We start from the raw sequence: 14,497 nt of genomic DNA, 5'->3' as shown, positions 1-14,497 counted from the left end.
ACCACCATACCGCAGCTGGGTAGGCTCTTGTCAGCAGTACCCCTGCCCTGAACGAGGAGCCACCCGTGACCCCCGAGTCGCCCCAGCCCGTAGACGCGCCCGACGACGACAAGTCGCACGTGCCTCCGCTGACGACCCGAGTCGTCATCGCCGAGGACGAGGCCCTGATCCGCCTCGACCTGAAGGAGATGCTGGAGGAGGAGGGGTACACCGTCGTCGGTGAGGCCGGTGACGGTGAGCAGGCCGTGGAGCTCGCCCGCGAGCATCGGCCGGACCTGGTCATCCTCGACGTGAAGATGCCCAAGCTCGACGGCATCTCGGCCGCGGAGAAGATCGCCGAGGAGTCCATCGCGCCCGTCCTCATGCTGACCGCCTTCTCGCAGCGCGACCTCGTCGAGCGGGCCCGCGACGCGGGCGCCATGGCCTACCTCGTGAAGCCGTTCAGCAAGAGCGACGTCGTGCCCGCCATCGAGATGGCCGTCTCGCGCTTCACCGAGCTCAAGCAGCTGGAGCAGGAGGTCGCCGACCTCAGCCAGCGGCTGGAGACGCGCAAGCTCGTCGACCGGGCCAAGTCCGTCCTCCAGACCGAGTACGGGCTGACCGAGCCGGCCGCCTTCCGATGGATCCAGAAGACCTCCATGGACCGCCGGATGTCCATGCAGCAGGTCGCCGAGGCCGTCATCGCGGACAACGAGGAGAAGAAGGCCGCCAAGGGCTGATCCGCTCCGCACGCAACGCACGACGAGGCCCGCGCCCCGGAGAAAGGGCGCGGGCCTCGTCGTATGCGGGATCAGTCCTCGCCGAGGTAGGCCTTGCGCACGGACTCGTCGTGCAGCAGGTCCTGGCCGGTGCCCGACAGGACGATGCTGCCGACCTCCATGACATGGCCCTGGTCGGCGAGCGAGAGCGCCGCCTGGGCGTTCTGCTCGACCAGCAGAATCGTTGTGCCTTGGGACTTCAGCTCAACGATGGTCGCCATGATCTTCTGCATCATGATCGGCGACAGACCCATCGACGGCTCGTCCAGCATGAGCAGCTTCGGCTGGGACATCAGGGCCCTGCCCATCGCCAGCATCTGCTGCTCACCGCCCGAGAGGGTGCCGGCGGCCTGCTTCCTGCGCTCCCCGAGGATGGGGAAGAGGTCGTAGGCGCGCTGGATGTCCTTCTCGATGCCCTCCTTGTCCTTGCGGAGGAAGGCGCCGAGCTGGAGGTTCTCGGCGATGGTCAGGCGCGGGAAGATGTGCCGGCCCTCGGGGGAGTGGGCCAGCCCGAGCGCGACGATCTTGTGCGCCGGGACACTGGTGAGCGGCTTGCCGTCGAAGACGATCCTGCCCGAAGTGGGCTTGAGCAGACCCGACAGGGTGCGCAGGGTCGTCGTCTTGCCGGCGCCGTTGGTGCCGATGAGGGTGACGACCTGGCCGGCCTCGACGCTGAACGAGATGCCCTTGACGGCCTCGATCTTGCCGTAGGCCACCCTGAGGTCCTCGACCTCCAGCAGTGCGGTCACTGGGCCTCTCCCTTGGTGGTGCCGGTGGTGCTGTCCGCCTCGGAGCTCTCCTCGCCGGACGGTTCGGCGTCGGCCACCGTATCGGCGACGGCCTCGTCGGATTCGGCAGCGGCTTCCTCGGACTCGGCGGACGCGTCGTCGGATTCGGCAGCGGCCTCGGCAGCCGCCTCGGCGGCCTCGACCTCGGCGGCCTCCGCCTCCCCGGGATCGCCCTCGAAGGGCTCGCCCAGATAGGCGGCGACGACTCGCTCGTCGGCCTGTACGACGTCGGAGGTGCCCTCGACGAGCTTCTCGCCCTGGACGAGCACGGCGACGCGGTCGCACAGGTTGAAGATGAAGCGCATGTCGTGCTCGATGACGAGCACGGCGATGCCCTTGTCCCGGATGGCGAAGACCAGTTCCTCGGTGGTCCGGGTCTCCTGCGGGTTCATGCCGGCCGTCGGCTCGTCGAGCAGCAGCAGGCCCGGCTCGCTCGCCAGTGCCCGCGCGATCTCCAGCTTGCGCTGCTCGCCGTAGGGCAGGTTACGCGCGAGGTGGTCGCGCTTGGCGGCGAGGCCGACGAACTCCAGGAGTTCCATGGCCTTCGCCTCGGACTCCTTCTCGGCCTTGCGGAAACCGGGGCCGCGCAGCAGCGCGGACCACAGGCCCTCCTTGGTCCGCGTGTGGCGGCCCACGAGGACGTTCTCCAGGACAGTCATGTTGGCGAAGAGCCGGATGTTCTGGAACGTTCGGGCGATGCCCGCCTGCGTCACCAGGTGCGGCTTGGGCGGCAGGACCTTGCCCTGGTACGCGACCGTGCCCTCGGTGGGGACGTACAGACCGGTCAGGCAGTTGAAGAAGGTGGTCTTGCCGGCGCCGTTCGGGCCGATGAGGCCGACGATCTCGCCGCTGTTGACCGTGAAGTCGACGGACCGGACGGCGGTGAGACCGCCGAAGCGCATCGTGACGTCACGGGCTTCGAGTACAGGTGTCGTCATGGCTCCTTACGCCCCTGCCTTGGTGACAGCCGGCTCGTCGGTCAGCGTCTGCTGGGCCGGTACGTCGAGCTGGCCGGTTTCGTGGAACTCCAGCTGGCGGCGGCGGTTGGCGATGATGCCCTCCGGCCGGAAGCGCATCAGCAGGATCAGCGCGACGCCGAAGGCGAACAGCTCGTAGTTCTGCAGGAACTGGAGCTTCTCCGGGACCAGGTAGAGCACGCTCGCGCCGAGCAGCGGGCCGCTGACGGTGCCCATGCCGCCGAGGACGACGGCGGCCAGCAGGAAGGCCGAGTTGGGCGGGGCGGCGCCGGCGAACTGGTACGGCTGCGGGTTCACGCTGTAGTTGACGTGCGCCATCACGGTGCCGGCGAGGCCCGCGAGGGAGGCGCCGAGGGCGAAGGCGATCAGCTTGACGCGGAAGCCGTTGATGCCCATGGCGGTGGCCGCGGTCTCGTCCTCGCGGATGGCGATCCAGGAACGGCCGATGCGGGAGTCGGCGGCGCGGGTGAAGACGAGCACGACGATCGCCGTGACGATGAGCATCAGGAACAGGTAGTTGGCGAAGCGGCCCAGGGTGAAGCCGCCGACGTCGTGGGAGACGCCGAGGTTGAACCCGAAGATGTTGATGTCGGGGATCTGGGTGATGCCGTTGGGGCCGCGGGTGACGTTCGGTCCGGAGTCGCCGTCCAGGCTGTTGACGGTGATGCGGAAGATCTCTCCGAAGCCGAGGGTCACGATGGCCAGGTAGTCGCCGCGCAGTCGCAGCGTGGGGCCGCCGATGAGCACGCCGAAGACCAGCGAGGCGGCCATGCCGGTGAGGGCCGCCGCCCAGAACGGGAAGTGGACGGAGAAGGGGGAGTACTCGGAGCCGGACACCAGCGCGGCCGCGTAGGCGCCGACGCCGAGGAACGCGACGTAACCGAGGTCGAGCAGACCGGTGAGGCCGACGACGATGTTCAGGCCGAGGGCGACGGTGGCGAAGATCAGGATGTTCACGCCGACGTTGGCGTTGTGGTCGTCGCTCTGGGTGAAGGGGAAGATCACGGCGGCGACGAAGGCGAGCGTCGAGGCGAACGCCTTGTGCTGGGCCGAGATCGTCGCGTAGCGGTCGACGAGACCGGTGTGGATCAGACCCCAGGCGGCGAAGACGACGAGCAGCAGGAAGCCGATGAAGGTCTCGCTCGCTTCGTTGTCGATGCCGATGCCGTAGGTGAAGGCCACCAGGCCGATCGCGGTGCCGACGGTGATGATGCCGCGCTCGGCGAGCGGGGACACCTTGCCGGGGCGGGGCTGCTGGGGCTTGGTGAAGTAGCCGCGGAGGCCGGTGCCCGGAGCCGGGTGGGGCAGGGCGAGCGCGCCGAGGACGGGCAGCGCGGAGGCCGCCATGGCCACGAAGGCGCCGGGGTCGAGGTTGACCAGGCCGCCGAGGTCGACGGCGATGGCGATGCCGGTGAACCAGCAGACGGCGAACGCCGACAGGGCCGTCAGCAGAACGGGGGAGGTGGCGTTCGCCGGGTTCAGCCAGCGCAGCCCCTTCACGTCCCACAGGGTGAGCCCGAACAGCAGGGTGAGGGCGCCGCCCACGAGGGCGAGGATCTGCAGGCCCGCCGGGTAGCCGTAGACGGTCAGATTGCCGGGGAAATCGGACGTCCAGGTCCAGCTGAGGAAGGTGCTGGCGATGGTGCCCACGGCGCCGACGGCGATGAGCAGACGGGCGATGGCGGACGGCAGCGGCACGGGGCCGCGCGCAGCCGTGGCCGGGGCCTCGGTGGTGGTGTCGGTCATGCTGCTCACGCCCTGTCCGCGACGCGTTCGCCGAGCAGGCCCTGTGGCCTGAAGAGAAGTACGAGGATGAGGAGGACGAAGGCCCACACCGGGGCCCAGCTGCCGCCGCCGAGCTGGTGCATGCCGGGGATGTCCGCGATGTACGCGGTGGCCATGGCCTCGGCGAGGCCGAGGACGAGGCCGCCGAGCATGGCGCCGTAGATGTTGCCGATGCCGCCGAGGACGGCCGCGGTGAACGCCTTCAGACCGGCGAGGAAGCCCATGTCGTAGGAGACGGAGCCGTACTTGAGGCCGTACGACACACCGGCGACGGCCGCGAAGAAGCCGCCGATGGCGAAGGCGATGACGATGATGCGGTTGGTGTCGATGCCCATCAGCTGGGCGGTGTCCGGGTCCTGGGCGGTGGCCTGCATGGCACGGCCGGTGCGGGAGAGCCGGACGAAGAAGGCGAGGACGGCCATGCACAGCGGGGCGGCGATGATCAGGAAGACGTCACCGCTCTGCACGGTCACGGAGCCGATGTGCAGCGGGCCGAACGGCAACTGCGGGAAGACCCGGGCGGACTTGGCGTCGCCGTCGATGTTGTACCAGTTGAAGACCGCCTGCTGCAGGGCGAGCGACAGGCCGATCGCGGTGATCAGCGGAGCGAGGCGTGGCGCGCCGCGCAGCGGACGGTAGGCGAAGCGTTCGGCGCCGACGGCGATGAGCACGGAGACCAGTGCGCCGCCGAGGAGCATCGCCGGCAGGGCAATCCACATGGATGTGCCGTCCGGCAGGACGAGGTAGACCGAGAGGGCGCCGAAGCCTCCGGTCATGAAGATCTCGCCGTGGGCGAAGTTGATGAGCTGGACGATGCCGTACACCATCGTGTAACCGATGGCGATCAGCCCGTACATCGAGCCGAGGAACAGCCCGTTGGCCAGCTGCTGCGGCAGGGTGTTCACCGCATGGCCTCCATGTGGTGGGGAGAGTCAGGGGGGCGGTAGAAGGCGGGCCGCGCGGTGACGGTGGTCTGTGCCGCGCGGCCCTGGTGGTGCGGAGTGTTCGGTTTGGTTACTTCTTCGGGGTGGCGACGCCGCTCTTGACGGACTTCCACTCGCCGCTGGTGACCTGGTAGACGGTCAGCTGCTTGTTGGTGGTGTCGCCGTACTCGTCGAAGGCGATCTTGCCGGAGATGCCGTCGAAGGAGCTCTTCTGGACGGCGTCGACGATCTGGGCGCGGGCGTCGGACGGAACCTTGCCGTCCTTCACGACCTGGGCGACGGCCTTGATGATCGCGGTGGTGGCGTCGTAGGCGTAGGAGCCGTAGGTGCCGTAGTCACCGGGGTACTTCTTGGCCTTGTAGGTGTCCACGAACGTCTTGGCGGCGGGCAGGGTGTCGACCGGGACGCCGATCGACGTCACCAGGTCGCCCTCGGCGGCCTTGCCGGCGGTCTTGATGTAGGTGGGGGTGAACATGCCGTCGCCGCCGAACAGCGGGATCTTGGCGCCGGCTTCCTTGAGCTGCTTGGTCAGCACCTCGGACTCGTCGTACTGGCCGCCGTAGTAGAGCAGGTCAGCGCCCGAGTTCTTGATCTTGGTGACCAGGGTGGAGAAGTCGCGGTCGCCGGTGTTGACGTGGTCGGTGCCGATGACCTTGCCGCCCTGCTTGGCGAACTGCTCCTTGAAGATCTTGGCGAGACCCGCGCCGTAGGTCTGCTTGTCGTCGACGACGAAGGCCTTCTTCTTGTGGATGCCGTTGTAGGCGTAGTCCGCCGCGTAGGCACCCTGCAGCTCGTCGGTGGTCGCGGTGCGGAAGTAGGTCTTGAACGGGCGGGACTTGCTGGTCTGCCAGTTCTTGCCCATGGTCAGCTCGGGGTTGGTGTTGGACGGGGAGATCTCCACCAGGTTGGCGGTGGCGAAGACCTGCTGCATCTGCGTGGCCACACCGGAGTTGAGCGGGCCGACGACGCCGAGGACGCTCTTGTCGGCGACGAGGCCGGAGGCGTTCTGCTGGCCGGTGGCGGGGATCGCCTTGTCGTCCAGCGCCTTGATCTTGAAGGTGACGCCGGGGACGGTCTTGTTCTTGTTGGCGTCGTCGACGGCGATCTGGGCGCCGTACTGAATGCCCAGGCCCGTCGCGGAGTTCGCGCCGGTCAGCGGGGCGTCGACGCCGATCGTGACCGTCACGTTGCCGCTGTCACTGCCCTTGCTGTCCTTGTCGCGGGAGCCACAGGCGGTGAGGGTCAGAGCTCCGGTGGTCAGCACGGAGGTAAGAATCACCAGAGAACGCTGTCGCACAATCGATCCTTTCCGCAGGCATGTTCGCTCCCTCTCGGGGAACGACGGATGCCGTGCCGATACCGAACTCCCGATGGAGCGGTGACTGGCCGTGACTCTAAGCGTGTGTGTGGAACGTGGAGGAGGGCTTGACCAAGGCTGTGACGCTCTTGTTATGACACGAGGTAATGCAGAGCGGTACTGCGTGGGGGGAAAGCAGGATTTCGGTCCGATTCGCCCTGTCCGCATTCTGAGAAACCGCAGGACGCGACCTGATCCGTTCAGGTGTCTCAGGGGTTTTGGTGGTTACGTCGAACCGTTGCCGCGGGCGACCTGAGGGGTCTTCGGCAGGTGCTGTGCGTAGTGGGACCCAGGGGCGAAACCCTGGACTCGTATTGCGCGCGTATTACGTAGAGTTACTTCCGCGAATTTCGGCCAGGCGCCCTTAGGAACCTTTCCGCGTTCGGTCACGTGCGGCTGTCGTGATCCTGCGGGCACGGCCCGCCTCCGCCTGAAGGGCACGCGGCGTCGCGGCCCGCGAGAGCACGGCGTACGGCTGGGCCGCCCGGGTCACGGTGGCCGGCGGTCCGGATGGTGGACCGGCCGTTCGGGAGGGTCCGTTCGGGAAGGCCATCTCCACCACCTGGGCGGAATGCGGCGGTTCGGGCAGAGGCGGTTGCTGCGGCCGGGGTGCGTCGTGTCCGCCGCCTGTGAGGGGAGCGGCTGCCAGGTGAGGGGTGGGTGCGCGTGCACCCCGGCGGGTGGACGGACTCCGCGCCGTGGGTGCCCCACGTTCTGACGGACAATCAATTCGCCTGCGATGGCAGGCACCTTGACGCCGCCTCATGGCCGGCGTGGCGCCCACGGCCTTCCGCGGGATCTCGTACTGCCCATTGGACAGCCCATTGACTGGTAGTCGCCGTCGCTGTCGGCGTTGCCGTCGTCGTCGGAGGCCGCCGACGACGAGCGGAGTGGGCGGGGGAGCCGGCGCGGCGACCGGACCCGCCGGCGGAGGGCCCGGACCCGTCGCGCCCCGACGCCAACACGCGTGCCGACAGCGCCAGTCCGGGCCTCACTGCGGCCACCCGCGGCCGTGGGCCTCCTGGCCGTCCCGTGTGCCGACGCCGGGCCGACGCGACGGCGGGGAGCGACGGCGGGGAGCGGTGGCCGCGGCGGTGGCCGAAAGAGCCGGGCTCAGCCCTGGGCGGGCTGCACGTGTGCCTCGTCGCCCGGCTTCACGTCCCGCAGCAGACAGGTCAGCCGGGCGGTGCACACCCGGCGCCCCTCCTCGTCGCTGATCACGATCTCGTACGTCGCCGTCGACCGCCCCCGGTGCACAGGCGTGGCCACGCCGGTCACCAGGCCCGAGCGCACCCCGCGGTGATGCGTGCAGTTGAGGTCCACACCGACCGCGATCTTGGAGCTGCCTCCGTGCAGCATCGAGCCCACCGAGCCCAGGGTCTCCGCCAGCACGGCGGACGCGCCCCCGTGGAGCAGTCCGTACGGCTGCGTGTTCCCCTCCACCGGCATCGTCCCGACGACCCGTTCGGCGGACGCTTCGACGATCTCCACACCCATCCGCGTACCGAGGTGCCCCGCGGAGAACAGCCCCGGCAGGTCGACCCCGAGCGCGGCGTACTCGTCGATGACCTCCTGCGGGAACTTCGCGTTCTGCTGTTCACCCATGGGACCCGGCTCCGTTCGTCATACACCTGTCTGTCGGCTGAGCAAACGCTCAGTCGGTTGCCGATTGTTCCAGACGGACGACGACGGACTTGCTGGCCGGGGTGTTGCTGGTGTCCGCGGTGGCGTCCAGTGGCACGAGCACGTTGGTCTCCGGGTAGTACGCCGCCGCACACCCCCGGGCCGTCGGGTAGTGCACGACCCGGAAACCGGGCGCCCGCCGCTCCACGCCGTCCCGCCACTCGCTCACCAGGTCCACGTACGACCCGTCCGCGACCTTGAGCGCCCGCGCGTCCTCGGGGTGCACCAGTATCACCCGGCGGCCGTTCGTGATGCCCCGGTAACGGTCGCTCAGGCCATAGATGGTGGTGTTGTACTGGTCGTGCGAACGCAGCGTCTGGAGCAGCAGCCGGCCCTCCGGCAGCTGGGGAAACTCGACCGGTGCCGCCGTGAAGTTCGCCTTGCCGGTGGCCGTCGGGAAGCGCCGTTCGTCCCGCGGGGCGTGCGGCAGCGCGAAACCTCCGGGGCGGGCCACGCGCGCGTTGAAGTCCTCGAAGCCGGTGATCACCCGCGCGATGCGGTCACGGATCGCCGCGTAGTTCTTCTCGAACTCCTCCCACGGCACCTTGCTGTCCTCGCCCAGCACCCGGCGCGCGAGACGGCACACGATGGCCGGCTCGGACAGCAGGTGCGCGCTCGCGGGGTCCAGCCGGCCACGGGAGGCGTGCACCATGCCCATCGAGTCCTCGACGGTCACGAACTGCTCGCCACCGTCCTGCAGGTCGCGCTCGGTGCGCCCGAGCGTCGGCAGGATCAGCGCACGCGCGCCCGTGACGACGTGCGAGCGGTTCAGCTTGGTCGACACGTGCACGGTGAGCCGCGCACGCCGCATGGCCGCCTCGGTGACCTCCGTGTCGGGGGAGGCGGAGACGAAGTTGCCGCCCATGGCGAAGAACACCTTGGCCTCGCCGTCGCGCAGCGCACGGATGGCGTGTACGACGTCGAAGCCGTGCGCGCGCGGGGGCGCGAACCCGAACTCCTTCTCCAGGGCGTCCAGGAAGGCCGGGGCGGGCCGCTCGAAGATGCCCATCGTGCGGTCGCCCTGCACGTTCGAGTGACCGCGCACCGGGCACACGCCCGCTCCCGGGCGGCCGATGTTGCCGCGCAGAAGGAGGAAGTTGACCACCTCGCGGATGGTCGGGACGGAGTGCTTGTGCTGGGTGAGACCCATCGCCCAGCAGACGATGGTCCGCTTCGAGGCGAGCACCATGTCCAGGGCCTGGTCGATCTCCGCGCGCGTGAGGCCGGTCGCCGTCAGCGTTTCGTCCCAGTCGGCGGCTCGGGCGGCCGCGGCGAACTCCTCGTACCCGTGGGTGTGTTCGCGGACGAACTCCTCGTCGACCGCGCCCTCCGTCTCCAGGACCAGCTTGTTGAGGAGACGGAAGAGGGCCTGGTCGCCGCCGATGCGGATCTGCAGGAAGAGATCGGTCAGCGCGGCGCCCTTGAGCAGGCCCTGCGGGGTCTGCGGGTTCTTGAAGCACTCCAGGCCCGCCTCGGGCAGCGGGTTCACACTGATGATCTTCGCACCGTTGGCCTTGGCCTTCTCCAGGGCGGAGAGCATGCGCGGGTGGTTGGTGCCGGGGTTCTGCCCGGCGACGACGATCAGGTCGGCTTTGTAGAGGTCTTCCAGCCGGACGCTGCCCTTGCCGATGCCGATCGTCTCGACCAGCGCCGAGCCGGAGGACTCGTGGCACATGTTCGAGCAGTCCGGGAGGTTGTTCGTGCCCAGCCGGCGCGCGAACAGCTGGTACAGGAACGCGGCCTCGTTGCTCGTGCGCCCTGAGGTGTAGAAGACGGCCTCGTCGGGGGAGCCGAGGTCGGCGATCTCCTCGGCGATGATGTCGAAGGCGCGCTCCCAGGAGACGGGCTCGTAGCGCTCGCCGCCTTCGGGGAGGTACATGGGGTGTGTGAGCCGGCCCTGCTGGCCCAGCCAGTAGCCGCTGCGGTTCGCCAGGTCGGCCACGGTGTGCGCGGCGAAGAACTCCGGGGTGACCCGGCGCAGCGTCGCCTCCTCGGCCACCGCCTTCGCGCCGTTCTCGCAGAACTCCGCCTTGTGCCGGTGGTCCCCTTCCGGCCAGGCACAGCCCGGGCAGTCGAAGCCGTCCTTCTGGTTGACGCGCAGCAGCGTCAGCGCGGTGCGCTTCACTCCCATCTGCTGCTGGGCCATGCGCAGCGTGTGCCCGATCGCCGGGAGGCCGGCCGCCGCGTGCTTCGGTTCGGCGACCTGCGGCGCGTCCTGGACCGGATCAGCCTTGGGCGGCTTCTTTGCCATCGTGGCGTTCTCCTTCGCTGGCGCGTGTGCTGTGATCACCGGGGCCCAGGGCGCCCGACCGCACCGATCCTCGCACGTGTCAGTGACCGTGAGGCAGTCCGGGCGTGCCAGGGCCGGGAGCGGTGGTCGCGCGCGCAGGGCCGGCCGGTGGCCTGCCGGACATGATCGGTCGACTTCCCACTGCCCGAGCCCAGGATCATGACGTGATCCTGGCATCGGTGATTTCGGGAGTGTGAATCGTCGCTGCCGCCCTGCTCCGGTGCCGCAGGAATCTGGTGGTCGCCACCGTCGAGGGCATGAGCATGGCGCCCGCCATGACGGACGGTGACCGGGTTCTCGTCCGCCGAAGACGGCCGGATGACCGTCCTGTTCCAGGACTTCATGCGCTACGACCTCACCGCGGCCGAGAACGTCGGAGTCGGCGACCTGGCCCGGCTCACCGACGAGACGCGCATCACCGAGGCCGCCCGGCCGGCCGACATCGACACCAGACTCCGCCAACTGCCGCACGGCTACGGCACACTCCTCAGCCGGATCTTCTTCGAAGGCGACGCCGAGTACGACGCGCACACCGGAGTCGTGCTGTCCGGCGGCCAATGGCAGCGCGTCGCTCCGGCGCGCACCCTCCTGCGCGAGGACAGCGACCTGCTCATCCTCGACGAGCCCAGCTCCGGACTCGACGCCGAGGCGGAGCACGAGATCCACCGCCGTCTTCGCGACCACCGGTCGGGCCGCACCAGCCTGCTGGTCCCGCACCGCCTCGCGGCGGTCGGACAGGCGGACACCACGGATACCGCACTTCGGCACCGGGTGCCACGCTGCGTAGCCGGAACTCCGGGGGCGCCGCCTCGCAGCACGACGAGTGCCCCCGACGGGGCGTCCGGCTGTCAGTGGCTCGTGGCAGGATCGGGGGCGTGGCAGAGACAGCATCGCAGAAGACCGACAAGACCCCCGGCGGAAACCGTCCCCGGCTGATGCTCATGGACGGGCACTCGCTGGCCTACCGCGCGTTCTTCGCGCTGCCCGCGGAGAACTTCACCACCGCGACCGGCCAGCCGACGAACGCGATCTACGGCTTCGCGTCGATGCTGGCCAACACCCTGCGTGACGAGGCGCCCACGCACTTCGCGGTGGCGTTCGACGTCTCCCGCAAGACCTGGCGCTCCGAGGAGTTCACCGAGTACAAGGCGAACCGCTCCAAGACCCCGGACGAGTTCAAGGGCCAGGTCGAGCTGATCGGCGAGCTCCTGGACGCGATGCACGCCCAGCGCTTCGCGGTCGACGGGTACGAGGCGGACGACATCATCGCCACGCTCGCCACCCAGGCCGAGGCCGAGGGCTTCGAGGTGCTGATCGTCACCGGCGACCGCGACTCCTTCCAGCTGGTCACCGAGCACACGACGGTGCTGTATCCGACGAAGGGCGTCTCGGAGCTGACCCGGTTCACCCCGGAGAAGGTTGTCGAGAAGTACGGGTTGACGCCTGCCCAGTACCCCGATTTTGCCGCGCTGCGCGGCGACCCGTCCGACAACCTCCCGGGCATCCCCGGCGTCGGCGAGAAGACGGCCGCGAAGTGGATCAACCAGTTCGGTTCGTTCGCGGAGCTGGTCGAGCGCGTCGACGAGGTCAAGGGCAAGGCCGGACAGAACCTGCGTGACCACCTCGAGGCGGTCAAGCTCAACCGCCGGCTGACGGAGATGGTGCGCACCGTCGAGCTGCCGAGGACGGTCACCGACCTGGAGCGCGCCCCGTACGACCGCAAGGCCCTCGCGATGGTCCTGGACACCCTGGAGATCAGGAACCCCTCCCTGCGGGAGCGGCTGCTCGCCGTCGACCCCGGCGGCGAGGAGGCCGAGCCCACCCCGGTCGTGGCGCAGGGCGTGGAGCTGGACGCCGCCGTGCTCGGCACGGGCGAGCTGGCCCCGTGGCTCGCCGAGCACGGCACGGAGCGCCTCGGCGTCGCCACCGTCGCCACCTGGGCGCTGGGCACCGGCTCGGTCGCCGAGATCGCGCTCGCCGCCGCCGGCGGGGCGGCCGCCTGGTTCGACCCGTCCCAGCTGGACGAGGCCGACGAGAACGCGCTCGCGACCTGGCTGGCCGACGCGGAGAAGCCCAAGGTCTTCCACAACGCCAAGGGCGCCATGCGGGTCCTCGCCGAGCACGGCTGGAGCGTCGAGGGCGTCACCATGGACACCGCCCTCGCCGCCTATCTGGTCAAGCCGGGCCGCCGCTCCTTCGACCTGGACGCCCTGTCCCTGGAGTACCTGGGCCGGGAGCTGGCCCCCGCCGCGGCGGCCGACGGCCAGCTGGCCTTCGGCGTGGACGACGGCGCCGAGGCCGAGTCCCTCATGATCCAGGCCCGCGCCGTCCTCGACCTGGGCCAGGCCTTCGACGCCCGTCTCCAGGAAGTCGGCGCGGCGGACCTCCTGCGGGACATGGAGCTGCCCACCTCGGCCCTGCTCGCCCGTATGGAGCGGCACGGCATCGCGGCCGACCGGGCACACCTGGAGGCCATGGAGCAGATGTTCGCGGGCGCCGTGCAGCAGGCCGTGAAGGAGGCGCACGCCGCGGCCGGGCACGAGTTCAACCTGGGCTCGCCCAAGCAGCTCCAGGAGGTCCTCTTCGGCGAGCTGGCCCTGCCCAGGACCAAGAAGACCAAGACCGGCTACACGACCGACGCGGACGCCCTGGCCTGGCTCGCCACACAGACCGACAACGAGCTGCCGGTGATCATGCTGCGCCACCGTGAGCAGGCCAAGCTGCGCGTCACGGTCGAGGGCCTGATCAAGACGGTCGCCGGTGACGGCCGTATCCACACCACGTTCAACCAGACGGTGGCGGCGACCGGCCGGCTCTCCTCCACCGACCCGAACCTGCAGAACATCCCGGTCCGCACGGACGAGGGCCGGGCGATCCGTCGCGGCTTCGTCGTCGGCGAGGGCTTCGAGTCCCTCATGACCGCCGACTACAGCCAGATCGAACTGCGCGTGATGGCCCACCTCTCCGAGGACGAGGGCCTGATCGAGGCGTTCACCTCCGGCGAGGACCTGCACACCACGGTCGCCTCGCAGGTGTTCGCCGTCGAGCGCTCCGCCGTCGACGCGGAGATGCGCCGCAAGATCAAGGCGATGTCGTACGGCCTGGCGTACGGCCTGTCGGCCTTCGGCCTCTCCCAGCAGCTGAACATCGAGGCGGCCGAGGCCCGCGCCCTGATGGACACGTACTTCGAGCGCTTCGGCGGTGTACGGGACTATCTGCGGCGGGTGGTCGACGAGGCCAGGGCGACCGGCTACACGGCGACGCTCTTCGGGCGTCGTCGCTACCTCCCCGACCTCAACAGCGACAACCGCCAGCGCCGGGAGGCGGCGGAGAGGATGGCCCTCAACGCGCCCATCCAGGGCACGGCGGCGGACATCGTCAAGATCGCCATGCTCAACGTCGGCCGGGCTCTGCGGGAGGCGGACCTCAAGTCCCGCATGCTCCTCCAGGTCCACGACGAAATCGTCCTGGAGATCGCCCCCGGCGAGCGCGCGGCCACGGAGGAGATCGTCCGCCGCGAAATGGCGGGCGCGGTCCAGCTGAGGGCACCCCTGGACGTGTCCGTGGGCGTGGGCCCGGACTGGGAGTCGGCCGCGCACTAGGGCCTGTCCGGCGGATCAGGTCGCAGGAAAGCAACGGCGCCTCATCAGCCCAGGTGAGCGGGGTCTGGTGCGTCCAGCTGCAAGGCGGAGGAGGGCGTCGACGCGATGGGGGTCCCCCCGCGCGAGCGCAGCCGAGCGTGGGGGAGTCGGCAACCGACGACAACGCCGCAGATGGGCGTGCCAGACCCCGCGTCTGCGGCATGATCCGCCGGACAGGCCCTAGTCTCCGGCGGTACGGCGGAGGGGGCGTTTCGGCCAGCGGTGCGACAACGCCCTCTCCGCAGCCCTGCCGCCCACGGCAGACAGGGCCCTG

Annotated in this window: 10 protein-coding genes; 3 read left to right on the top strand and 7 right to left on the bottom strand. The window is 69.6% G+C overall.

Features of this window, described 5'->3' with window-relative positions:
* The first annotated feature begins 65 nt into the window (after positions 1-65).
* Positions 66-719: an ANTAR domain-containing response regulator gene (locus ACIPSA_RS00860; protein ID WP_402627133.1), complete on the top strand. Its 654-nt coding sequence runs from the start codon at positions 66-68 to the stop codon at positions 717-719.
* 71 nt (positions 720-790) lie between these two features.
* Here the strand turns inward: ACIPSA_RS00860 and ACIPSA_RS00855 are convergent, their stop codons facing one another.
* The 7 genes from ACIPSA_RS00855 to ACIPSA_RS00825 form a co-directional block, all read right to left on the bottom strand.
* The gene (locus tag ACIPSA_RS00855; protein ID WP_402627130.1) at positions 791-1,507 is read right to left on the bottom strand and encodes an ABC transporter ATP-binding protein; all 717 of its coding nucleotides are present in this window, start codon (positions 1,505-1,507) and stop codon (positions 791-793) included.
* The gene (locus ACIPSA_RS00850) at positions 1,504-2,484 is read right to left on the bottom strand and encodes an ABC transporter ATP-binding protein (RefSeq protein ID WP_402627128.1); all 981 of its coding nucleotides are present in this window, start codon (positions 2,482-2,484) and stop codon (positions 1,504-1,506) included. The genes ACIPSA_RS00855 and ACIPSA_RS00850 overlap by 4 nt, the downstream gene beginning before the upstream one ends.
* A gap of 6 nt (positions 2,485-2,490) precedes the next feature.
* On the bottom strand, positions 2,491-4,269 hold the full coding sequence (locus ACIPSA_RS00845; RefSeq protein WP_402627125.1) for a branched-chain amino acid ABC transporter permease: 1,779 nt from the start codon (positions 4,267-4,269) through the stop codon (positions 2,491-2,493).
* A 5-nt stretch (positions 4,270-4,274) separates the two neighbouring features.
* A complete protein-coding gene (locus tag ACIPSA_RS00840) occupies positions 4,275-5,213 on the bottom strand; it encodes a branched-chain amino acid ABC transporter permease (protein WP_402627122.1) in 939 nt (312 codons plus the stop codon).
* A gap of 109 nt (positions 5,214-5,322) precedes the next feature.
* Entirely contained in the window at positions 5,323-6,534 is a 1,212-nt protein-coding gene (locus ACIPSA_RS00835; protein ID WP_402629405.1) for a branched-chain amino acid ABC transporter substrate-binding protein, read from the bottom strand.
* A gap of 1,188 nt (positions 6,535-7,722) precedes the next feature.
* A complete protein-coding gene (locus ACIPSA_RS00830; RefSeq protein WP_402627119.1) occupies positions 7,723-8,214 on the bottom strand; it encodes a PaaI family thioesterase in 492 nt (163 codons plus the stop codon).
* Positions 8,215-8,263: 49 nt separating this feature from the next.
* On the bottom strand, positions 8,264-10,543 hold the full coding sequence (locus ACIPSA_RS00825; protein WP_402627116.1) for an FdhF/YdeP family oxidoreductase: 2,280 nt from the start codon (positions 10,541-10,543) through the stop codon (positions 8,264-8,266).
* Between the two features lie 324 nt (positions 10,544-10,867).
* On the opposite strand from ACIPSA_RS00825, the gene ACIPSA_RS00820 reads away from it, so the two are divergent.
* Positions 10,868-11,518 carry an ATP-binding cassette domain-containing protein gene (locus ACIPSA_RS00820; protein ID WP_402627113.1) on the top strand — a complete coding sequence of 217 codons (651 nt, stop codon included), beginning with the start codon at positions 10,868-10,870 and terminating at the stop codon, positions 11,516-11,518.
* A complete protein-coding gene (gene polA, locus ACIPSA_RS00815) occupies positions 11,458-14,184 on the top strand; it encodes a DNA polymerase I (RefSeq protein ID WP_402627110.1) in 2,727 nt (908 codons plus the stop codon). The genes ACIPSA_RS00820 and polA overlap by 61 nt, the downstream gene beginning before the upstream one ends.
* Positions 14,185-14,497: the final 313 nt, after the last annotated feature.

Origin of the sequence: Streptomyces sp. NPDC086549, from assembly GCF_044746205.1 — a bacterium.
GTDB lineage: Bacteria > Actinomycetota > Actinomycetes > Streptomycetales > Streptomycetaceae > Streptomyces.
This window is presented reverse-complemented; position numbering and strand designations above follow the sequence as displayed.